15 protein-coding genes are annotated in these 21,759 nt (G+C 62.5%); 4 read left to right on the top strand and 11 right to left on the bottom strand.

The genetic code is table 11. The annotated features are described in order from the left end of the window. Positions 1 to 2 precede the first annotated feature (2 nt). From F3J17_RS12780 to F3J17_RS12760, 5 genes are all read right to left on the bottom strand, one after another. Complete coding sequence (locus F3J17_RS12780; RefSeq protein ID WP_167058465.1) at positions 3 to 3,176, bottom strand: multidrug efflux RND transporter permease subunit; 3,174 nt, start codon at positions 3,174 to 3,176, stop codon at positions 3 to 5. Between the two features lie 3 nt (positions 3,177 to 3,179). Further along, entirely contained in the window at positions 3,180 to 4,772 is a 1,593-nt protein-coding gene (locus F3J17_RS12775; protein WP_345891188.1) for an efflux RND transporter periplasmic adaptor subunit, read from the bottom strand. 327 nt (positions 4,773 to 5,099) lie between these two features. Further along, a complete protein-coding gene (locus F3J17_RS12770; protein ID WP_167058459.1) occupies positions 5,100 to 5,441 on the bottom strand; it encodes a hypothetical protein in 342 nt (113 codons plus the stop codon). Between the two features lie 180 nt (positions 5,442 to 5,621). Continuing rightward, positions 5,622 to 6,959, bottom strand: a complete 1,338-nt coding sequence (locus F3J17_RS12765; protein WP_167058456.1) for an MFS transporter — start codon at positions 6,957 to 6,959, stop codon at positions 5,622 to 5,624. Positions 6,960 to 7,045: 86 nt separating this feature from the next. Continuing rightward, the gene (locus F3J17_RS12760; protein WP_167058453.1) at positions 7,046 to 8,221 is read right to left on the bottom strand and encodes a M20 aminoacylase family protein; all 1,176 of its coding nucleotides are present in this window, start codon (positions 8,219 to 8,221) and stop codon (positions 7,046 to 7,048) included. Between the two features lie 119 nt (positions 8,222 to 8,340). On the opposite strand from F3J17_RS12760, the gene F3J17_RS12755 reads away from it, so the two are divergent. Both F3J17_RS12755 and F3J17_RS12750 read left to right on the top strand, forming a co-directional pair. Further along, positions 8,341 to 9,291: a LysR substrate-binding domain-containing protein gene (locus F3J17_RS12755; RefSeq protein WP_167058449.1), complete on the top strand. Its 951-nt coding sequence runs from the start codon at positions 8,341 to 8,343 to the stop codon at positions 9,289 to 9,291. A gap of 197 nt (positions 9,292 to 9,488) precedes the next feature. Beyond that, on the top strand, positions 9,489 to 11,717 hold the full coding sequence (locus F3J17_RS12750; RefSeq protein ID WP_167058446.1) for a TonB-dependent siderophore receptor: 2,229 nt from the start codon (positions 9,489 to 9,491) through the stop codon (positions 11,715 to 11,717). Positions 11,718 to 11,731: 14 nt separating this feature from the next. Here the strand turns inward: F3J17_RS12750 and bamA are convergent, their stop codons facing one another. Both bamA and F3J17_RS12740 read right to left on the bottom strand, forming a co-directional pair. Further along, on the bottom strand, positions 11,732 to 14,044 hold the full coding sequence (gene bamA / locus F3J17_RS12745) for an outer membrane protein assembly factor BamA (protein ID WP_167058826.1): 2,313 nt from the start codon (positions 14,042 to 14,044) through the stop codon (positions 11,732 to 11,734). A 149-nt stretch (positions 14,045 to 14,193) separates the two neighbouring features. Further along, positions 14,194 to 14,592 (bottom strand): hypothetical protein, encoded by a 399-nt coding sequence (locus tag F3J17_RS12740; protein ID WP_167058443.1) that lies wholly within the window; start codon positions 14,590 to 14,592, stop codon positions 14,194 to 14,196. A gap of 375 nt (positions 14,593 to 14,967) precedes the next feature. Here F3J17_RS12740 and F3J17_RS12735 point away from each other — a divergent pair, with 375 nt between their 5' ends. After that, positions 14,968 to 16,050: a phytoene/squalene synthase family protein gene (locus F3J17_RS12735; protein WP_167058440.1), complete on the top strand. Its 1,083-nt coding sequence runs from the start codon at positions 14,968 to 14,970 to the stop codon at positions 16,048 to 16,050. Between the two features lie 60 nt (positions 16,051 to 16,110). Here the strand turns inward: F3J17_RS12735 and mmsB are convergent, their stop codons facing one another. The 3 genes from mmsB to F3J17_RS12720 form a co-directional block, all read right to left on the bottom strand. Further along, positions 16,111 to 17,001: a 3-hydroxyisobutyrate dehydrogenase gene (gene mmsB / locus F3J17_RS12730; protein WP_167058437.1), complete on the bottom strand. Its 891-nt coding sequence runs from the start codon at positions 16,999 to 17,001 to the stop codon at positions 16,111 to 16,113. Positions 17,002 to 17,039: 38 nt separating this feature from the next. Beyond that, the gene (locus F3J17_RS12725; RefSeq protein ID WP_167058435.1) at positions 17,040 to 18,566 is read right to left on the bottom strand and encodes a CoA-acylating methylmalonate-semialdehyde dehydrogenase; all 1,527 of its coding nucleotides are present in this window, start codon (positions 18,564 to 18,566) and stop codon (positions 17,040 to 17,042) included. 89 nt (positions 18,567 to 18,655) lie between these two features. Next, a complete protein-coding gene (locus F3J17_RS12720) occupies positions 18,656 to 19,972 on the bottom strand; it encodes an MFS transporter (RefSeq protein WP_167058432.1) in 1,317 nt (438 codons plus the stop codon). A 132-nt stretch (positions 19,973 to 20,104) separates the two neighbouring features. Between F3J17_RS12720 and F3J17_RS12715 the strand changes: the two genes are divergently transcribed. After that, complete coding sequence (locus tag F3J17_RS12715) at positions 20,105 to 21,058, top strand: LysR family transcriptional regulator (protein ID WP_167058429.1); 954 nt, start codon at positions 20,105 to 20,107, stop codon at positions 21,056 to 21,058. An 80-nt stretch (positions 21,059 to 21,138) separates the two neighbouring features. Here the strand turns inward: F3J17_RS12715 and F3J17_RS12710 are convergent, their stop codons facing one another. Next, on the bottom strand, positions 21,139 to 21,522 hold the full coding sequence (locus F3J17_RS12710) for a BON domain-containing protein (RefSeq protein WP_103704539.1): 384 nt from the start codon (positions 21,520 to 21,522) through the stop codon (positions 21,139 to 21,141). Positions 21,523 to 21,759 lie beyond the last annotated feature (237 nt).

The raw sequence follows: 21,759 nt of genomic DNA, 5'->3' as shown, positions 1-21,759 counted from the left end.
CCTCAACCCTCCTGCGCGGGCGGCGCTGAAGGGGGAACCGCGGGCGGCGTCATAGGCGTTTCGGCCTTCGGCTTCTTGCGGGACGACAAGGTTTCAAGACCCCAGAAGAACATCGGAATAAAGAACAACGCGATCAGCGTGGCGCCCAGCATGCCAAAGATCACCCCCGTACCAAGCGAGCGACGGCTTGCCGCCGACGCCCCGCTGGCAATCGCAAGCGGCACGCAGCCCAGAATAAACGCGAGCGAGGTCATGATGATCGGGCGCAAGCGCAGCTTGGCCGCAGCAATGGCCGCGTCGTACGGCGACATGTTTTCCTTCTCGCGCATTTCCACCGCGAATTCAAAAATCAGAATGGCGTTCTTCGCCGCGAGCGCGATCAGCACCGTCAAGCCGATCTGGAAGTACACGTCGTCTTCCATCCCGCGTATCAGAATGCCGACCAGCGCGCCGAAGATGGCGAACGGCACCGCCAGCAGCACGCCAATAGGCAGCGACCACTTCTCGTACTGCGCCGCGAGAATCAGGAACACCATCAGCAGCGCGAACGCGAACACCAGCGCGGCCGTCGAACCCGCCTTCTTCTCTTCGTAGGCCTGACCGCTCCACTCGTAGCTATAGCCGTCGCCGAGCGTCTCCTTCGCGATCTCCTCCATCGCCGCGATTGCCTCGCCCGAGCTATGGCCCGGTGCGGCGTCGCCGGTGATCTTGGCCGACGGGAAGTTGTTGAAGCGGTTGACGATGTCCGGGCCGGGCACGAAACGCACCGTTGCCACCGCCTTGATCGGCACCATGTCGCCGGTACGGTTACGCACGTAAAGCTGCTGGATGTCGTCGGGACGCGTGCGGTACTGCGGCTCCGCCTGCACGATCACCTGAAACAGCCGGCTGCCCTTCGGGAACTGGCTGACATAGGACGAGCCGAACATCGTCTGCAATGCCGAATAGACATCCTGAACCGGCACGCCCATGGTTTCCGCACGCTCGCGATCCACTTCGACCAGCAACTGACGCGAACTCGTATTGATGGTCGAATTCACGCTGCGCAGAGCCGGGTTCTGACGCGCCTTCGCAATCATGGCGCGAACCTTCTGCTCCAGTTGCTGATAGTTGCCCTCGCCCGTGCTTTGCAGCCAGAACTCGAAACCGCCCGTCGTGCCCAGACCCGGAATCGACGGCGGATTGAGCGCCACCACCGCGCCATCCTTGAAGGTCGAGAAATACTTCTGCGATTCGCGGATCAGGTCCTGCGCCGAGCCATTCTTGCCACGCTCGCCAAAACCCTTGAGCGTGATAAAGAGCGTGCCCGCGTTCGACTTGTACTGCGAGTCGATCAGGCTATAGCCGATAGGCGCCGCCACCGAACTCACGGCGGGCTGCTTCGCGAACCAGTCTTCCGCCTTTTTCGACAGATCACCGGTACGGTCGAGACTGGCCGCATCGGGCATCACGACCGCGCCCAGCAGATAGCCCTGATCTTCCACCGGCAGGAACGACGAGGGAATCGACTTGAAGAGGCCGCCCGTCGCCACGATCATCACGAGAATCAGCACGATCGAGAGCATCACTCGGCGGATCGCGGTCTGCACCCAGCTTGCGTAGCCATTGGTGAGCTTCTCGAACTTATCGTTGAACCAGCGGAAAAAGCGGTTCTTTTTCTGCTCGCCCGGTTTCAGCAGGATGGCGGCAAGCGCCGGCGAGAGCGTCAGTGCGCAGAGGCCGGAGAGCACCACCGACACCGCAATCGTCACCGCGAACTGCTTGTATAGCTGCCCGGTGATGCCTGAAAGAAACGCCACCGGAATGAACACCGCAAGCAGCACGAGCACGATCGCGACCACCGGTCCGCTCACTTCGTCCATCGCGCGCTTGGCGGCCTCGCGCGGTGGAAGCTTGAACTCGGTCATGTTCCGTTCGACGTTTTCGATCACGACGATCGCATCGTCCACCACGATGCCGATTGCCAGCACCATGCCGAACAGCGTAAGCATGTTGATCGAGAAGCCGAACGCCTCCATGCCGATGAACGCACCGATGATCGACACCGGCACCGCGAGAATCGGCACCAGCGTCGCCCGGAAGCTCTGCAGGAAGATGTACACCACGATAATCACGAGAATGATCGCGTCGCGCAGCGTATGCACCACCTCGCCGATGGACTCGCGCACGAACTCGGTCGTATCGAGCGCGACCTCATACTTGAGTCCGGGCGGGAAGTTCTTCGACAGTTCCTCGAGCGTCTGATGCACCTGCTTGGCCACTTGCAGCGCGTTGGCGCCCGGCTGCTGGTAGACGGCGATCAGGGTGGCCGTCTTGCCGTTATAGCGACCGCGCAGCGAATAATCCTTCGCGCCCAGTTCCGTATGGCCAACGTCCTTTATCCGCACAATGGCCGCATCGCCCGACGCCGCGCGCAGGATGATGTCGTCGAATTGCGACGGTTCCGTGAGCCGTCCTTTGGTGGCCACCGGGAAAGTCTGCTGCACAGGCGTATCGGTTGGAGACTGCCCTAATCGCCCGGCCGAGAACTGCTGGTTCTGCGCACTGATGGCGTTCTGCACGTCGGCGACCGTGATGCCGAGTTTTGCCATGCGATCGGGCTTGAGCCAGACGCGCATCGCGTAGTCGGCGGAACCGAAGATCGTCGCCTGGTTGGCACCCGGAATGCGCTTGAGCGCGTCGAGCACGTAGACGTTCGCGTAGTTCGCCACGTACGACTGGTCGTAGGCGTTATCGGGCGAGTAGATCGCGATCACCATCATGAACGCCGACGAACGCTTTTGCACGGACACGCCCTGCGCCGTGACGGCGTCGGGCAGCGTGGGCAGCGCCAGGTTCACGCGGTTCTGCACATCCACCTGCGCAAGCGCGGGGTCTGTGCCGATGTTGAAATACACGGTCAAGGTCATGTTGCCCGTCGACGAACTCGACGAGCTCATGTACATCATGTTGTCCGCGCCGTTGACCTGCTGCTCGATCGGCGCGGCCACGTTCTGCGCGACGATATCCGCACTCGCGCCCGGGTAGGTTGCGCTCACCGTGATCTGCGGCGGCGAGATGTCGGGAAACTGCGCGATCGGCAGATTGAGCAGGGACACGAAGCCCGCGACCACCAGGATGATCGACAGCACCGACGCGAAGATCGGCCGGTCAATGAAGAAGTGGGAGAACTTCATCGCTTAGCCTCCCGCTGCGGGCGAGAGGGTCACGTCCACGCGTCGGGACTTGTCGGCGGGATCGGTCGCCACCACGCGCGCGGGTTTGCGCATGTCGATGCGCGCGTCCTGCACGCCCGCGACGATGAGCGCCGAGCGCACGGTGTCGGCGCGTGCATGAGCAAGCCGGTCGTTCTGCGCGGCGGAGCCGGTCGAATCGGTGTAACCGGACACCACGACATGTGCATCGGGCGATGCCGCCAGACGCTGTGCTACCGCTGCGAGCGCCGTTGCCGATTGCGCATCGAGGCTCGCGCTGCCGCTCCTGAAGTAAAGCTGGGTGGAACCTGAAGCACTGCTTGCCATCTTGCCGCCCGACGTGGCGGCGTTCGCCCCGCCGTTCGACGCCGCTGCCTGACCGGCATTCGCAACGCTGTTGACACCGTTGGCACCACTGCCGCCATTGCCGCCACTCCCGGCCGCAGCGCCGCTCGCGCCAACGCCCGCATCCGCCGCCTTCGCGGGCGCCTGCACCGCGTGCGGATTGACCGACGCGCCCGGCATGAGCCGCAGGGTGTTATCCACCACCACGCGATCGCCCGCGTGCAGACCCGAGCTGACCACCCAGTCGTTGCCGTTCCACTCGCCGGTTTCGATCGAGCGCTGCTGTGCCTTGTTGTCCTTGTCCACGGTCCACACGAACGCGCCGCGCGGTCCCTGAATCACGGCGTTCTGCGGCACCGCGATGGCGTTGGCGCGATCGGCGCCGCGCAGCTTGATCCGCACGAACTGGCCGGGCCGCAGTGAGCCCTTCGGGTTCGGTACTTCGGCGCGAATCAGATAGGTGCCGGTTTTATCGCTCAGCGACGCATCGGCGAAGGCGATGTGACCGGTATACGGATAGGTGCTGCCGTCAGCGAGCACGATATCCGCTTCCAGCTTGCCCACCTGCGGCAGCTTGAGCGTGCCATTCGCCGTCTGCGAGCGCAGATTCAGCATCTCGTTTTCCGAGAGCGAGAAGTTGATCCACATGGGATCGAGCTTCGCGACGTAGGTCAGCAAACTATTGGTCGCATCGATATAGGAACCGTCCTGCTTCTTCGCGAAACTGGACAGCCCCGTCACCGGCGCGGTGATGGTGGTATAGCCGAGATTGAGTTCTGCGCTCGTGACATTGGCGCGCGCCTGTTCGAGTGCGGCCGCCGCGGCCTGTTGCTGGCCGACGGAATCGTCGAGATCTTTCTGGCTCAACGCGTTTTTGGCCACGAGCGGCTTGACGCGATTGAGATTGGCCTGCGCAGTATCGAGCCGCGCCTTCTGCTGCGCGAATTCAGCACGCGCTGCGTCGAGCGAGGCCTGAAACGGCTTGCGATCCATCTGGAACATGACGTCCCCTTGATGAACCATCGAGCCTTCTTCATAGACGCGCTTTTCGAGAAAACCGCTTACGCGCGCGCGTATTTCGACCTGCTGAGAACTTTCTGTCTGACCGACATAGTCAAATACAACTGGCACGTCGCGCAGCGCGACGTCCATCACATCTACATTCGCGGGCGGTGGAGCCGACGCAACCGGCGTCTTGTCGTGGCACGCAGCAGCGCCAATCACCAAACCCATAGACAAGCACAAACGTGCTACCCGATATCCGCATGTCATGCTTTTCTCCGTTATCGACGATCTACGCTGGACCGACGAACCCCAGGCGAATCCTGAAAGACAGGACGTGCTGCGCCGCCTCAAGCTCGGAGCAAATCTTACTGCGTTTCTTCAGGGTGCACGATCACAGTGCCCATTAAAAGCAAGCCGTCCTTATTGTTAGTCAAGGTTCAATACAGACAAAGAAACAATCACATCATGTGTTGCATTGGAAGCAATGAATTTGAATATTTGGATTGCAAACATTTGAGATGAAATCTAAATAAAGATAAGCAGCGAAAGTCTTTATCAACGGCTTCGATCCATGCGTCGGATTGCGCCAAACTCCGCGCCTGGCAAGGTGCGAATCAGAAGCGCCATCGCATCGGGCACGCGGGCGCGCTCCAGTTCGACATGCAGACAGGCCAGGTCGCGGCTGCGATCGATATCTATCGTGTGGACACCTAGCGCCTGGCCCAGCAGTCCGTGCAGCAGGCAGCGGGCCAGTTGCGCATCACAGGTCGCGACGCGCACCGCCATCTGCACCGTGACGTGACGAATGGGTTTCGACTGTTGTATGCGCGCCGTGCGAGTCGCGCGCTGTGCAACCCTGACGGGCGAGGCAAGATGATGCGGCAGGAGCGATGCCATATGAGCGAGGCGCTTGCCGATAGAACCGGTGCGCCATGTAGTTGAACATGGCTCGATTCTAGAAAGCGGCGTGCAAATGCCGCGTAAAGAAACATGTGGCGCGCGCCAAAAATTTATAGCGCGCGCCACATCATTTAACCCCATCGAATTTATCCGACGTGTCGGACAAATGCGTCCGCTTCAGTCGAGCGGACGTCCAGCCGGTTCGCGGATCAACGGCAATGCAATCAGCGAGACCGCACCGCAGCCGATCAGATACCACGCCGGTGCAAGCGGATTGCCGAATAACTGGATCAGCCAGGTCGCGAAGAACTGCGCAAAGCCGCCGAAGATCGACACGCCCACGCAATAAACCATCGACATGCCGGTTACACGCATCGACTGCGGGAAAAGTTCGGGGAGCATGACGATATTCGGCACTGCCGTAAAAGCGACAATCGCGCCGAGCACCGCAACAACCCCCAACACCGCCGGCACGGTCGGCACCGAATGAATCAGCATGAAGGCGGGATAGATCACCGCGATCAACAGCGCACGCGAGTAGCCGAGCACACGCTTGCGTCCGAACCGGTCGGACAGCATGCCCGCGAACGGCGAGCAAACCGCCGTGACGAGCGCGGCCACCAGCGCCGCACCCATGCCCACCGACATCGGCAAGCCGAGAATCTTGATCGCATAAGTGGACATGTAGAACAGCACGATGTAGTTCGCCGCCGTGCCGCCGATGGTGGTCAGCACGCCCGCAACGAGCGCCGTGCGATGGCGCGCAAAAATCTCCCGCACCGGGCGCGCCGCCACGGCCACCGTCGTATCGGCGTCCACTGGCTCGACATGCTCCAGCGTTTCATTGAGATGGCGGCGGATATACACGCCCACCGGCACCACCAGCATGCCGATCACGAAGGGCACGCGCCAGCCCCAGCTTTGCAGCGCCGCAGGCGACAGCGCGGTCGAAAGCGCCACGCCCAGCAACGCGCCGCACACCGTATTGAGGCCCTGACTCACGAACTGCCAGCTGCCATAGAAACCGCGCGAACGGTCGTCGGCGTATTCGAGCAACATCGCGGTCGAGGCCCCGACTTCGCCGCCCACCGCAAAACCCTGCACCAGCCGCGCGAACACGATCAGCGCGGGCGCGGCCAGGCCGATCTGCGCGTAAGTGGGCGCGAAGGCGATCAACGCGGAGCCAAGCGCCATGAGCCACAGCGTCAGCGTCATGGCGGCCTTGCGGCCCGCGCGGTCGGCGAACGCGCCGATCATCACGCCGCCGATCGGCCGCACGATAAAGCCCACGCCGAAGCTGCCCACGGCGAGCAACAACTGGTTCAGCGCGCCATGCACGGGAAAGAACAGCGTGCCGATGGTCGTCGCGAAGAAGCTATAGACCGTGAAGTCGAAAAACTCCAGACCATTGCCGAGTGTGATCGCGGCGATGGCCTTGGCGCGCGAGACGCGCGCAGCGAATGACGAAGCGGGCGCGGCGGCGTCCGCTTCGGTGTGCAAGGTGCTGGCGTTCATCGTGTGTCTCCTCCTGGGCCGCGTCGGCGTTCATGCGCCGCTTCCCGCTGCCCTGATGCCTCGTGCAACCACTGGCTCGCTGCGCGTCAGGCGCGCAGGAAACGTTCGGCGAGTTGCACCCAGTACGCCGCGCCCGTTGCGAGGCAGTCGTCGTTGAAATCGTAGCCGGGGTTGTGAACCATGCAGCCGCCCTCGCCGTCGCCATTGCCGATGATCAGATAGCTGCCCTCGCACTTTTCGAGCAGGAAGGAAAAGTCTTCGCTGCCCGTGAGCGGATCGAGATTGTCGATCAGCCCATCCTCGCCCAGCCAGTCGCGCGCAACGTCCTGCGCAAAGGCCGTCATTTCCGCGTCGTTCACCAGCACCGGATAGCGCCGCTGATAGTCGATGCGCGCCGTCGCGCCATAGGCGCTCGCCTGCGCGTGCACCAGCGCCGTGATGCGCGCCTCCAGGAGATCGCGCACTTCGGGGCGCAGCGCGCGCACCGAAAGCTTCATCTGCGCGGTCTGCGGAATCACGTTGGGTGCTTCGCCCGCGCGAATCGCGCCCACCGTGACGATCGCCATATCGAGCGGCGAAACGTTGCGCGACACGATGGTTTGCAGCGCGAGCACGATGTTCGCCGCCACCACCACGGGATCGATCGCCTTGTGCGGCACCGCGCCGTGACCGCCGCGTCCGTCGATATCGATGATGACGGTATCCGACGACGCCATGAACGGCCCCGAACGGAAGCCGAGTTTGCCGGTCGGGAAACCCGGCATGTTGTGCATTGCGAAGACAGCGTCGCAGGGAAACTGCTCGAACAGACCTTCGTCGAGCATACGTTTGGCGCCGCCCAGGCCTTCCTCGGCGGGCTGAAAAATCAGATGAAGCGTGCCGTCGAATGCGCGCGACTGCGCGAGGTGCTTCGCGGCGGCCAGCAGCATCGCCGTATGGCCGTCGTGGCCGCAGGCGTGCATCTTGCCGGGAATGCGGCTCGCGTAATCGAGGCCGGTGGCTTCGTGAATCGGCAAGGCGTCCATGTCGGCGCGCAGACCGAGGCGGCGCGCGCCGCTGCCCAGCTTGAGCGTACCGATGACGCCCGTGCCGCCCAGTCCGCGATGCACCTGGTAGCCCCATTCTGCGAGCTTTTCGGCGACGAGATCGCTCGTCACGAACTCTTCGAAGCCGAGCTCCGGATGGGCGTGGATTGCGTGGCGCAGCGCGATCATTTCTTCTTCGATCGCCGCGATTGCGGGCGGAATCGCCATCGTGTTCATCCGTCGTCTCCTGAAACGCTGTGATAGCTGGATGCCTCAGGATAATGACGCCGATTTTTCGCCGACAGCCCTAAAATGGTTAGCCCGCCAACCGCAGGTTTTCACCCGGGTTTTCCCTCATGAAGTTCCATCAGTTCCGGGCGCTCGTCGCCATGGCCGATACCGGCAGCATCCGCGCGGCGGCGCGCGCGCTCGGCATTTCGCCGGCGGCCGCCACCAAGGCGGTGCGCGAGCTGGAAGCCGAGCAACAAATTGCCCTAGTGTCGCGCAACGCCAACGGCATTGCGTTCACTGAAGCCGGCCAGGCGCTGCTCGTCCATGCGCGCGCGATCGTGCATCAGCTCTCGCGCGCCCAGGACGAACTTGACGCCCGGCGCGGCAGTGGCGGCGGCAAGCTCTCGATCGGCGTGACGCCGTGGCTCGCGCTCTCGTTCCTGCCCGATGCGGTCACGCGTTTTCGCGAGCGCATGCCCGGCATGCAGCTGGAATTCTACGAGGGACTCCTGAATATCGTGATGCCGCGCCTGCGCGACGGCACGCTCGACTTTTCGCTCGGCAAACCGGGGCTGGCGTCCCTGCACACCGAGTTTTCGCAGACGCCGATCTTCGCGACCGAATCCGCCGTGGTCGTGCGCAAAGGCCATCCGCTCGAACACGCGCATTCGCTTGCCGATCTGCAGGAATGCGAATGGCTGCTCAACTGGGATCCGGCCAGCAAGGAAATGGTCACCGACGATGTATTCCGCCGCCACGGCCTGCCGCTGCCCCGCAACGTGCATCTGGCGCATTCGTTCATCGTGGCGATGGGGCTCATCATGAACACCGATATGGTGAGCATCTTTCCCTGGCCGCTGGTCGAGACGCGCTTCGCGCGCGAGAATCTGCAGGCGCTCACGCTTCAGGAAGAAGTGGACCGCACGGTGGTGAGCGTGGTTGCGCGGCGCGGCGTGCCGCTTTCCGCCGCCGCCGAATGCTTTCTCGACTGCCTCAAGGAGGCGATCCGGGCGGGCGAGGCTTCGCAAGACCCCGAGCGGCGGCGGCTCTATCACTCGCTCGAACTGCTCATCTGACGCCATTTCTTACGCTGTTGTCAGAAACCCACATCCGACCCTTGCATAAAAATTACAGTCGCAATTAAGAATCATTCGCATTATTATTGCGGACTTTCAAACAGCTTGACCCGCGAGGCATAAACCTCGGCGCTTTGCCGTTTTTCGGCAACGGCCGGCCCGCGCGCGTCCGCAAGAATAAACAGGGGTTGGGTTCGATGTCGTATGCCGCACAGGGCCTTCATGGCCGCCGTCACCGATTGATCAACGCATTGCTGGCCGCCGGTGTGATCGGCGCGATTGGGAGTCTCGGACTGACCGCCCTGCCCGCGCTGGCCGCCGACGCGCCGTCAGACAGCGCCACCCGTGCCGATGCGAATGCGAAATCGGATAACGCCAGTTCGGGCGAAAAACCTGCTGCGGATTCAGGCCAGCCCGGCCAACAACTCGCCCCGATCAAGATCACCAGCGGCAAGACGCAAGGCTTTGCGCCGAAGAGCGTCGAAACCGGCCAGTATCGCGGCCAGGACGCGCTCGACGTGGCCGCGACCGTAAACGTCGTCACGCGCGATCTGCTGGACGCCCAGGGCGCGACCGGCCTGTTCGACGCCGTGCGCAACGTCGCGGGCGTCTCGCGCCAGCAGCTCAACGGCCTCGCCTACGACAACCTCTCCGTGCGCGGCATCGCGCTGGACAACCGTTCGAGCTTCTATATCGACGGCCTGCTGCCCATCGACAACAACATCTGGATGCCGATGGAAGACAAGGAGCGCGTGGAAGTGCTCAAGGGTGCGTCGGCGCTCTACTACGGCTTCACGGTGCCGGCCGGCATCGTCAACATGGTGATGAAACGCGCGGGCAGCGATCCGGTCACGAGCCTGAGCGTGCTGGGCGATTCGAATGGCTCGATTGGCGCGGCCGTGGATATCGCGCGCCGTTTCGGCCCGGACGATCAATTCGGACTCCGTGTCAATGCGATGGACGAGCACGTTGAAACGCCCATCGAAGGGGACCGCGGCTATCGCAAGTTCGTGAGCGCCGCGTTCGACTGGCGCGTGAACAGTCAGCTCAAGCTGCAATACGATCTCGAACACATCGAAACGAAGATCGTCGAGCAGGCGGGCATTGCGCCGCTCGCGGCCGTCAACGGCGTCATCACGCTGCCCGCGATGCCGGACCCGAGCCGCCTGCTGGTGCCCAACAATCGCCCGACGTATGCGAGCGCCACCTCGCAACTCGTGCGCGCCGATTACACCTTCAACGACCACTGGAGCGCGAACTTCTCGATCGGCCAGTCGATCACGCGACGCGACCGCTGGGCGTGGGTGTTCCAGAAGTACAACGTGGCGACCGGCACAGGCACGCTGCAAGGCAGCCAGCAGAATGGGCAGATGTACGAGAACAAGAACGTGCGTCTGGAAGTGAACGGCGACTTCAAAACCGGTCCGTTCACGCACACCGTGACAGTAGGCGGCACGCAGAACTGGCTGTTCCAGCCGGATTTCACGACCTACACCTACACGGCTACGCAGAATCTCTACGATCCGATCGACATCGCCAAGCTCACGCGCAGCGCCACCAGCAAGGCGTTTTACGCCCAGCATGTGCGCAATAGCGGTCTGTATCTGTTCGATCAGATCGATCTGACTTCGCGTCTCCAGGTGATGGGCGCGGTGCGCTACTCGCAGTACACGAGTTCGCAGGCAGGCACGCCGAGCCAGAACATCAACCGCACCTCGCCTTCGGGCAGCATCACGTATCGCCTGACGCCCAATACCAGCGTCTACGCGAGCTATGTGGAAGCGCTCGAATCGCCGGGCAGCGCGCCCGCGACAGCCGCGAACGCGTATCAGATCCTGCCTGCGGCCGTGAGCCGCCAGGAAGAAGTGGGCGTGCGCACGCGTCTGCCGGGCAACACGCTGGTGTCGGTCGCGCTGTTCAACCTGCGCCAGCCTTCGGCGGAAACCAACACCAGCAATGTCTATACGCTCGACGGCATGGCGCGCTATCGCGGCCTGGAGTTTTCCGTGCAGGGTGAGCCGGTGCGCAATGTTTCAGTGTCAGCATCGGCGATGTATCTCGATGCGAAAACCACCGAATCGAGCGATCCCACGCTGCTCGGCAAGGTGCCCGAGAACACGCCGCACGTAACGGCCAGCCTGTTCGCCGAATACCGCGTGCCCGCGCTCACCGGGCTGGCCGTCAACGGCGGGCTCTACTACACCGGCCCGCGTGCGGTAAACGGCGCGAATCAGGCGTGGATCGGCGGCTATACGATCTTCACGGCGGGCCTGCGCTATGAAACGCGCGTGCATGGCAAGCGCGTTTCCGTGCAGGCCAATCTGGAGAACGCCACCAACAAACGCTACTGGAGCGCGGCGGGTTCGAACCAGATCGCCGTGGGCCTGGGCCGCACGGTCGAGCTGTCGTCGACGATCGACTTCTAAGCGGGTTTAGCCGTTTAGAACGACGTGCCGATCTGGAACTGGAACTTCTGGTACTGGTCGCCCGCGTGCTTGACGATCGGGAAACCGAGGTCGAGCTTGAGCGGGCCGATCGGCGAAATCCACTCCAGACCGGCGCCGTAGCTGTAACGCAGACCATTCGCGCCGGTGCTGCTGCCTTCGGTACCCCAGACGTTGCCGCCGTCGACGAAGGTGAACACACGCAGCGTGCGGTCGTAGCCTGTGCCCGGAAGCGGGAACGTCAGCTCGATATTGCCGACCACCATCTTCGAACCGCCGATCGGATCGTTGGTGGTCGTATCGCGCGGCCCCAGCGAGCCCGACTCGTAACCGCGCACGGAACCGATACCGCCCGCGTAGTAGTTCTTGAAGATCGGATACGGCTTGCCGCCCAGGCCGTTGCCGTAGCCGCCCTGGAAGTTCAGACCCAGCACGAAGCCGCGCGCGAATGAGTAGTAGTACTGCATTTGCGCATCGGCTTTGTAATACTCAGTCCCGGCCGGCGTGCCGACTTCGGCGTTGGCCTGAGCGAAGTAACCGCGGCTTGGCACCAGCGCGCTGTCGCGATTATCGCGCGACCAGCCCACCGTGAACGGCACCGTGTTCGACACGCGCCCGAACTCGGCCACGTAATCCTTGTACGTCTGCGGCGTTTCCGAGTCGATATCCAGGCGGTCCTGCTCGATGCCCAGACCGAAATACACCATGTCGGTTTCGGAGAACGGGATGCCGAATTTCATGTCCGCACCATACGACACGATGCGGAAACTCGTGTCGTTGGTGCTCGAATAGTAGAGCGGCTCGGTGGTGCGGTAATAGACATCGGTGATGCGCTTGATGCCGTCCACCGTGAAATACGGATCGACCTGCGTGACCGACAGCGTGCGATACGTGGACGCCGTATTCACGTTCAGCGACAAACTCTTGCCCGTGCCAAACACGTTGTCCTGCGAAATCCCCGCCGAAATGATCGGCCCTTCGCCCGAGCCGTAACCCACGCCCAGCGACAGCGTGCCAGTGGGCTTCTCGGTTACCTTCACGTCCACGTCGACTTCATCCTGGGTGCCTTCCACGGGCACGGTGCTGACATCGACATCGGTGAAATAGCCAAGACGGTTGATACGATCCTTCGACAGCGCCAGGCGGTTCGAATCGAACCATGAGCTTTCGAGCTGGCGCATCTCGCGGCGCACCACTTCATCGCGCGTACGCGTATTGCCCACTACATTCACGCGGCGCACATACACGCGGCGGCTCGGATCGACCTGCAGCGTCAGCGCGACGGTGTGATGGACCTGATCGATCTGCGGCTCGGCATTGACGGTCGCAAACGCGTAGCCGTATTCACCGAGTTTATCGACCAGCGCCTTGGTGGTGTCCTTGAGCTTCGAGGCCGAAAAGCGCTGCCCCGGCTTCACGGCGACCAGCTTCTTCAATTCCGCCTCGCGATCGAGCAGATTGCCTGCCAGATTCACGCTGGAAATCGTGTAAGGCTCGCCCTCATGCACCGAAATCGTCAGGTACATGTCCTTCTTGTCGGGCGAGAGCGACACCTGGGTCGAATCGATGTTGAATTCCAGGTAGCCGCGATCGAGATAGTACGAGCGCACGTTCTCCAGGTCGCCCGTCAGCTTCTCTTTGGAGTACAGATCGTTCTTCGTGTACCACGAGAACCAGTTCGGCGTGGACAGCTGCATTTCATCGCGCAGCGTGCTCTCGCTGAATACCTTGTTGCCGATGAAGTTGACCTGGCGGATCTTCGCGCTCGGTCCTTCGATCACGGAAAACAGCAGGGCCACGCGATTGCGGTCGATCGGCGTAACCGTGGTGGTGACTTCGGCGGCGTAATAGCCGCGCGTGAGGTACTGGCGCTTGAGTTCCTGTTCCGAACGGTCCACAAGCGCCTTGTCGAAGCTGCGGCCCGGCGACAGGCCCACGGCGCCCAGCGCCTTGGTGAGATTGTCCTTGTCGAATTCGTGGATACCCGCGAAATCGATCGTGCCGATGGCCGGGCGTTCCTGCACCTGCACGACCACCGTGCGGCCTTCGGTGGACACGCGCACGTCGCTGAAAAAGCCGGTGGCGTAGAGCGCGCGGATGGCGTCGGAGGCCTTGTCGTCGGTGAAGGTGTCGCCCTGCTTGATGGGCAGATAGGCGAACACAGTGCCCGGTTCGATGCGCGCCAGTCCGTCGATGCGGATGTCCTGGACCACGAAGGGCTCGGTGGCTTGCGCGGTGGCGGCGATGCCGAATCCGAAGCCGGCGAAGGTCAGCGCGCGCGCGTAGCGCGAAGAAGATGAAACCGTCATGCGGGAAGTCGAGAAGTAGGCCAGCGAAGACAAACGAATACGCCGCGCAAACCGGCGCGACGCGAGGGACGCGGCGCGGCGGACCGCGCCAGCGCGTGACGAATTGGGCGCACGCAACCCGGCTGCGTGCAGCGGCTAGAGGGCGGCGGCTATTGCATGCGCATCCCGCTGGGCCGCAGCGGCTTGGCAAGACCGGTTGCGAGCGAGAGCACTTCGGTCATATGCGCGGCTTGCGCCGGATGCAGCCTGAACGAGAGTTCCGCGCCGCCAGGCAGCCTGAAGCTGACCACGAGATGCTGCACAGCGCCGTTCTCGCGGCCCACTTCCCACGCTTCGCAAGGCATCGCGAACTTCACGCTCGCGGTCTTGTGGCGAATGCGCTCCGAGCGGCCGATGGCATTGGACAAGGCAGCCAGCATCTCGTGCAGGACCGAGCAATGCAGCGCGACGCTGTCCGGCTGATTGCCGTTGACCATCAGATACTGGCCGTCCGCGGTCAGCTCGAAACCGCGCAACGAATCGATGGCTAGTGACGTGGACGTGGACATGAACGGCACTCCGTGACAAAAGCATCGGCGGAGTCTAGAGGGCGCGGCGCAGCGGGGAATTACCCACGCGTTACCTGGATTACTTTCATCAATATTGCGTGGAGCGCACGCGGAGAATGGTCAAAGATGCTGAAGCGTCGGACCCAAGGGGGCTGCGCCGCCTTTCAGTTTCCCGTTGCGGGCGCAATCAGCGAACGAGATTCGAAATTCGCTGTAATCAGATGGATTACCAACGCTGACAGAGCGCAGACAGTCAGATGAATGCGCGCACAAGGGGTCGCATCGGGCCGAAAGCGGGATGTCGATCGCCTGTCATGTCAGGGACCACCCCTCGTCCACGCTACAATGCCGCTGCCGCTCCACTGTCCAACCAACATGCAGAATTCCAATCGGGCCTTCCTGCTCGGCCCCTTGCTCAAGGGCGTTTCCCGCTCGTTCTACCTCACGATGCGCGTGCTGCCCGCCGGCATGCGCGACCCCGTGGGCGAGGCGTATCTGCTCGCGCGCGCCGCCGACACCATTGCCGATACCTCGCTGATCCCACCCGCCCAGCGCCTCGCGCTGCTGCTGGCGTTCCGCGAACGCGTCAACGGCACCCATGCGCGTACAGGAACCGCGAACGACGACGCCCTCGCCCACATCGCCAGCGAAGTGGCGGGTCAGCAGATGCAATCGGACGAAAAACTGCTGCTCGAATCGCTGGGCGGCGCACTGGACGTGCTCGCGCAACTCGACGAAGCCGACCGCGTGGCCGTGCGTGAGATCGTCACGACGCTCACCGAGGGCATGGAATTCGATCTGAACACCTTCCCGGACGAACGCTCGGGGCAGGTGGCCGCGCTTGGCACCTGGGACGCGCTCGACCGCTATACGTATCTGGTGGCGGGCTGCGTGGGCGAGTTCTGGACGAAGATGACCTATATGCACCTGCCGGGCACGCTCGCGCCAGAACTGCGCGAGACCATGTATCAGCGCGGCATACGCTTTGGCAAGGCGCTGCAACTGGTGAATGTGCTGCGCGACTGCGGCAAGGATCTGCGCATCGGACGCTGCTATCTGCCCACGACGATGCTCGCGCAAGCCGCGCTCACGCCCGAAGATCTGCTGCAGCCGGGCACTTCGCCGCGCGCGCGTCCGCTGATGTTCAGCCTCGTGCGCATCGCGCTCGACCACTTCCGCGCGGCCATCGACTATACGTTCGCGCTACCGCGTCTTTCGGTGCGTCTGCGTCTGGCGTGCCTGTGGCCGATCCTGATCGGCCTAGAAACGCTGGAGCTGCTGGTGGCCAACGAAGACTGGCTCGATCCCGCGCGGCCATCCAAGGTCACGCGTAACGACGTCTATCGCATCCTCGCGTGCTCGACGCTCGCGGCGGCGTCCAACACGCTGCTCAACGGCTGGTTCAAGCGCCTGCTGTCGCGCATCGAAGCGCGCATGGCCGCCATCGAGAAAGCCTGAAAAAAGCGGCGCGAGCGTGTGACGCCCGCGCCGCTTCATTGGCTGACGCGCTTCTGCTCCTTAGCCCTGCGCTTTGCGATACAGCTTGATGACCGCCGAAAAATCGAGCTTGCCGTCGCCCTGGCTGCTCATCGCCTGATAGAGCTGCTGCGCGATCGCTCCCATAAACGCGGGCTGATGCGCGCTTTTCGCTGCATCGGTGGCAAGACCCAGATCCTTGAGCATGAGATCGGTGCCGAAGCCGCCCGTATAGCCGCGCGTCGAAGGCGCCGTTTCGATCACGCCGGGAAACGGGTTATACGTATCCGAACTCCAGCAACGGCCCGTCGACGTATTCATGATGCCGCCCAGCACTTTCGCGTCGATGCCGAGCGCCTCGCCCAGCGCCATCGCCTCCGCCACGCCTGCCATCGTCACGCCCAGCACGAGGTTGTTGCAGATCTTCGCGACCTGCCCCGTGCCCGTATCGCCGCAATGGACAATATTCTTGCCCATGCCCGACAGCACCGGCTTCACGCCCTCGTAGAGCGCCGCGCTGCCGCCCACCATGAAGGTGAGCGTGCCGGCCGCCGCGCCGCCCGTACCGCCCGAAACCGGCGCATCCACGAAGCTGTTGCCGTTCGCCGCGGCGAGTTTGCCGAACTCGCGCGCGCTGGCCGGATCGATGGTGCTCGAATCGATGATCGTCAGACCTTTGGCGATGCCCGCCAGCACGCCGTCTTCCGAGGTCAGGACGCTGCGCACGTGCGCGGCGGCGGGCAGCATCGTGACGACCCATTCGGCTCCGCTTGCCGCCGCTTTGGGCGACGCAGCTTTCGTTGCGCCCGCATCGGCCAGCGTCTGCATCGCTTCGGCGCTCAGATCGAACACGCTCAGCGTGTGCCCCGCCTTGAGCAGATTGAGCGCCATCGGCGCACCCATATGACCCAGCCCGACGAAACCTATTTTCATGAGCGATTCTCCCTTGATGGTTCGCTTAAGCGTCGGGTTTAACGCAGGCTGATGGTCGTGTTCACGCCGTCGTTGACGGTCGCATCGTCGAACCAGCGCGCCGTCACGGTCTTGGTCTGCGTATAGAACTGCACGACCTGTTTGCCGTAGGGACCGAGATCGCCCAGCTTCGAGCCGCGCGAACCCGTGAAGCTGAAATACGGCACCGGCACCGGAATCGGAATATTGATGCCCACCTGGCCGATATCGATTTCGCTCTGGAATTTGCGGGCTGCCGCGCCACTTTGCGTAAAGAGGCCCACGCCGTTGCCGAACGGATTCGCATTGACGATGGCAATGGCTTCATCGAGCGTATTGGCGGTAAGCACCACCAGCACCGGCCCGAAAATCTCATTCGTGTAGATATCCATGTCCGTCTTCACGTCCGTGAAGACCGTCGGGCCGACGAAGTTGCCGCTCTCGTATCCCGGCACCTTGACGTCGCGGCCATCGAGCGCGAGCGTCGCGCCCTGCTTCACGCCGGATTCGATCAGGCCCAGAATGCGCTGCTTTGCCGCGCGCGACACCACCGGGCCAACGTCGGTTTTCGGCTCGTGGCCTGCGTTGACCTTGAGCGTCTTGGCTTTCTCGACCAGTTCGGGAATCCATTGCTGCGCCGCGCCCACCAGCACCACCACCGAAGTCGCCATGCAACGCTGTCCCGCCGCGCCAAACGCCGCGCCAACCAGCGCGTTGATCGCCTGTTCGCGGTTCGCATCGGGCAGCACGACCGCGTGATTCTTCGCGCCCATCATCGACTGCACGCGCTTGCCGTGCTCGCTGCCGAGACGATACACATGCGTGCCCACCGCCGTCGAACCGACGAACGAAATCGCTTTAATCAGCGGATGCGAGCAGATCGCGTCGACCACTTCCTTGCCACCGTGCACGACGTTGAGCACGCCCTTCGGCACACCGGCTTCAAGCGCGAGTTCAACCAGTTGCATGGTCGACAGCGGGTCCTGCTCCGAAGGCTTCAGCACGAAGGTATTGCCGCAGACGATCGCCATCGGGAACATCCAGAGCGGAATCATCGCGGGGAAATTGAACGGCGTGATGCCGGCGCACACGCCAATCGGCTGTTGCAGCGTGTAGGTATCCACACCGCCCGCGACGTTTTCAGCGAAGCCGCCTTGCTGCAACGTGCCGATCGAGCACGCATGTTCCACCACTTCCAGGCCGCGGAAGATATCGCCTTCGGCGTCCGGCAGCGTCTTGCCTTGCTCGGCCGTGAGCGTCTGGGCGATGCGCGACATGTTTTCGCGAATCAGCGCCTGCAGCTTGAGCATGATGCGCAGACGCGTGCCGATCGGCGTGTTCTTCCACGTGGCGAACGCGGCATGCGCGCTCTGCACGGCCTGATCGACTTCCGCGACCGTGGCGAAGGGCACGCGCGCCAGCACTTCCTGAGTGGCGGGATTGACGATGTCGCGCCATTCCGTCGTCTTCGATTCGACGAATTCGCCGTCGATCAGCAGCTTGACGGTCGAAACGTGCGCATTGGATGCCTGGGTGACTGCGTTCATCTTGAACTCTCTCTCAAAGGTTCGAACAGACTGGAACGATGCGGCCTTGGCCGTGCCTCGCTCCATTACATAGGATGACTTAATGTTATTCAATCGTGGTGTGAGCGCATCAGCAGCGTGCACACGAAGGCGATCACCGCCAGCACAACCATATAGGCCACCACGTAATGCGGCTTGCCGCCGCCGTACGCGAGCAGCGCGGTTGCGATCATCGGCGCGACGCCGCCGCCCAGCACACCGGCCACCTGCACGGACACCGAGATGCCCGAATAACGGATTTCAGCGGGAAACTGCGCGGCAAACAGCTGTGATTCCGGTGCATAGAGAATCGGGAACACAACACCCACGCCCAGCACCATCGCCCACCAGACCGTGCCGGGGTGCAGCGTTTCGAGCATCGTAAAGAACGGTGCGGCGAACAGCGCCATGATCACGAGGCCTGCGAGGAACAGACGCTTCTGGCCAATGCGATCGCTCAGCCAGCCGGAGAACGGCATGGTCACGAGCGACAGCACCGCACCCGCCGTGATCGCGTGCAGAATTTGTACTTTGGGAATCTTGAGCTGGTTTGCGGCGTAAGCCAGCGCGAAAGCCACTACCAGGTAAAACCAGGTATTCTCCGCCGTGCGTGCGCCGATGATGGTCAGCAGTTCGCGCGGCTGGCGACGGAATACTTCCAGCACGGGCGCCTTAACCGGCTCGCCCTGGCTTTTCACACGTTCGAAATCGGGCGACTCAGGCACCCGCACGCGGATCACCCAGCCGATCAGCACCAGCAGGATGCTGGCGAGAAACGGCACACGCCAGCCCCAGGACAGCAGATCCGCTTCGGGCAACGCGGTGACTGCCGCCATCGCAATCGAAGAAAGAATCAGTCCGAAGCCCACGCCGGTTTGCGGCAGCGACCCAAAGAAGCCCTTGCGGCCCGGCGGTGCGTGTTCCACCGCCATCAGCACGGCACCGCCCCACTCGCCGCCCACAGCCATGCCTTGTAGAAAACGCATCGCCACCAGCAGCACGGCGGCCCAGTAGCCGATGCTCGCATACGAGGGAATCAGACCGATCACCATGCTGGGAATGCCCATCAGCAGGAGCGTGGCCAGCAGCATCGATTTACGTCCGATGCGGTCGCCAAAGTGGCCAAACACGATGCCGCCCATCGGACGGCCTATAAAGCCCACGCCATAAGTCGCGAACGCGGCCAGCGTGCCGAGGATCGGATCGAGCGTAGGGAAGAAAACCTTGTTGAAAACGAGCGCGGCCGCGGTGCCGTACAGGAAGAAGTCATACCACTCGATCGTCGTGCCGGCCATGCTGGCCCAGCCGGCGATCAGGTAATCGCGCGCGCGGCGTTTTTGTCCAGAAACGGGAACGGCCACTGCCGCCCCGTCGGGGGTCGACTGCATGTGCATCGTTTGTCTCCATCTTTATAGTAGGCGACCGTCTGCCGTATCGGCTGGAAGCTTTTATGAAGCGGTCTGCTAACGAGTATAGTTATTCGAATATGCTCGGCATATAGACGAAAAAGCCCATCCGATATGCAAAAAAACACAACGGGACAGGTGGAGACAGTGAACTGGGACGATTTGCGCTACTTCCTCGAAGTGGCGCGCACACAGCGCGCGAGCGCCGCCGCCAAGCGGCTTGGCGTGGATCACACTACCGTCGCGCGGCGCGTGCGCGAACTGGAAACGGCATTAGGGACAGTGTTGTTCGACAAGTCGCGCTCGGGCGGCTTCGTGCTGACGGCGGAAGGCCAGCGTCTGCTGTCTTATGCGGATGCGGTGGAAACGACGGTGCAATCGGCCAGCGAGCAATTCGCGCTGGGCGCGCAGTCGCTTTCGGGCCATGTGCGGGTGGGATCGACTGAAGGTTTCGGCTGCTTTTTTCTGGCGCCGCAACTCGCGCGCTTTACGGGCAAGCATCCGGATATGTCGATCGATCTGCTGCCGGTGCCGCATTTTGTGAGCCTGTCCAAGCGCGAAGCCGATCTGGCGATCATGCTCGAACGCCCCGAACGCGGCCAGTATGTCTATACGAAGTTATGCGACTACCGCCTCAGACTGTATGGGACACCTGAATATCTGCAACGTCATGGTCCAATTCGCTCTGCCGCGGATCTGCGTCAGCATGCTTTCATCAACTATGTCGCCGATCTGGCCTTTAGCCATGAACTGCTTTATCTGGAACGGACCGCGCCCAACGTCACGGCGAGTCTGTGCAGCACCAGCGTGATCGCGCAATATCATGCGGCACTGCAGGGCAGCGCACTCGCGATCCTGCCGTGTTTTATGGCGGAACCCGATCCGCGTCTGGTTAGCATCCTGCCCGACGAAGTGATGGTGACGCGGCGTTTCTGGCTGTGCAGCCGTGAGGAGTTGCGCAAGCTGCGGCGCATTATGTCGTTATGGGATTATTTGCGCGCCGCCGCCGATGCGAATCAGGCACTGCTGCTCGGCGAATCGCCCACGATGCATTACGTCGAACCCTGACAATAAAATAAAAAAGCCGCACGGACAATCCGCGGTGCGGATTGCGCGTACGGCTTTGGTGCAGCGTAATACGCCTGCGATCAGGTCCCGACCGGACGGATCGTCAGCGCATTCTTCACCGACGTCACGCCAGCCACGCCCTTCGCCACGTCCGTGGCGTGATCGACCTGACCTTGCTCCGGCACGGTGCCTTGCAGGATCACGGCGCCGTCCTTGGCGCGGACGGTGATGTTGGCCACGCTGATGTCCTTATCCTTCGCGAGTGCAGCGCGGACCTTGCGCGAAAGCGCACGGTTGGCAGCCTTGGCCGACTTGTATTGCTGTTTCGACTGCTGGACCTGGGCCTTGGCGCTGTCGGTCGGCGCGGCTGCGGGCGCGCTGGCAGCGTCCTGCGCATAGACGTGAAGCGAAGCAGCGACCAGCATCGTGCCGGCTGCCAGTTTGAACGCCTGAATAGCCTTCATGCAGTTTCTCCTGTTGTCACAGTTTTTTGATGGCCCACTGGTAATGGACCCGTGCACTACACACCCTTCACTACCGAAAACCGCGATTGGGGACTAACGATACTCTATTTATTTCGAGTCTGATGCGAAAGCTGCCGCTATGACTATTCGAGTGTGGGTGAAATGCTTCGATTCCACAGAGGAATTGAAGCAACCGGCCAAGCCACGCCTACACGACATCCCGCATGCCAGGATGAA

It is taken from the genome of Burkholderia sp. Ax-1719, from assembly GCF_011753055.1.
Classification (GTDB): Bacteria; Pseudomonadota; Gammaproteobacteria; order Burkholderiales; family Burkholderiaceae; genus Paraburkholderia.
The sequence above is the reverse complement of the archived record's forward strand: the minus strand, read 5'-3'. Positions and strand labels throughout refer to the sequence as shown.

What these genes read in the sequence shown, in the direction of transcription:
- F3J17_RS12760 (WP_167058453.1), bottom strand. Translation starts at nt 8,221, where the DNA reads ATGAACACGATGGCGATTCCGCCCGCAATCGCGGCGATCGAAGAAGAA.
- F3J17_RS12740 (WP_167058443.1), bottom strand. Translation starts at nt 14,592, where the DNA reads ATGTCCACGTCCACGTCACTAGCCATCGATTCGTTGCGCGGTTTCGAG.
- F3J17_RS12715 (WP_167058429.1), top strand. Translation starts at nt 20,105, where the DNA reads ATGCAAAAAAACACAACGGGACAGGTGGAGACAGTGAACTGGGACGAT.
- F3J17_RS12765 (WP_167058456.1), bottom strand. Translation starts at nt 6,959, where the DNA reads ATGAACGCCAGCACCTTGCACACCGAAGCGGACGCCGCCGCGCCCGCT.
- F3J17_RS12750 (WP_167058446.1), top strand. Translation starts at nt 9,489, where the DNA reads ATGTCGTATGCCGCACAGGGCCTTCATGGCCGCCGTCACCGATTGATC.
- bamA (WP_167058826.1), bottom strand. Translation starts at nt 14,044, where the DNA reads ATGACGGTTTCATCTTCTTCGCGCTACGCGCGCGCGCTGACCTTCGCC.
- F3J17_RS12775 (WP_345891188.1), bottom strand. Translation starts at nt 4,772, where the DNA reads ATGGGTTTGGTGATTGGCGCTGCTGCGTGCCACGACAAGACGCCGGTT.
- F3J17_RS12755 (WP_167058449.1), top strand. Translation starts at nt 8,341, where the DNA reads ATGAAGTTCCATCAGTTCCGGGCGCTCGTCGCCATGGCCGATACCGGC.
- F3J17_RS12770 (WP_167058459.1), bottom strand. Translation starts at nt 5,441, where the DNA reads ATGGCATCGCTCCTGCCGCATCATCTTGCCTCGCCCGTCAGGGTTGCA.
- F3J17_RS12720 (WP_167058432.1), bottom strand. Translation starts at nt 19,972, where the DNA reads ATGCAGTCGACCCCCGACGGGGCGGCAGTGGCCGTTCCCGTTTCTGGA.
- F3J17_RS12725 (WP_167058435.1), bottom strand. Translation starts at nt 18,566, where the DNA reads ATGAACGCAGTCACCCAGGCATCCAATGCGCACGTTTCGACCGTCAAG.
- mmsB (WP_167058437.1), bottom strand. Translation starts at nt 17,001, where the DNA reads ATGAAAATAGGTTTCGTCGGGCTGGGTCATATGGGTGCGCCGATGGCG.
- F3J17_RS12780 (WP_167058465.1), bottom strand. Translation starts at nt 3,176, where the DNA reads ATGAAGTTCTCCCACTTCTTCATTGACCGGCCGATCTTCGCGTCGGTG.
- F3J17_RS12735 (WP_167058440.1), top strand. Translation starts at nt 14,968, where the DNA reads ATGCAGAATTCCAATCGGGCCTTCCTGCTCGGCCCCTTGCTCAAGGGC.
- F3J17_RS12710 (WP_103704539.1), bottom strand. Translation starts at nt 21,522, where the DNA reads ATGAAGGCTATTCAGGCGTTCAAACTGGCAGCCGGCACGATGCTGGTC.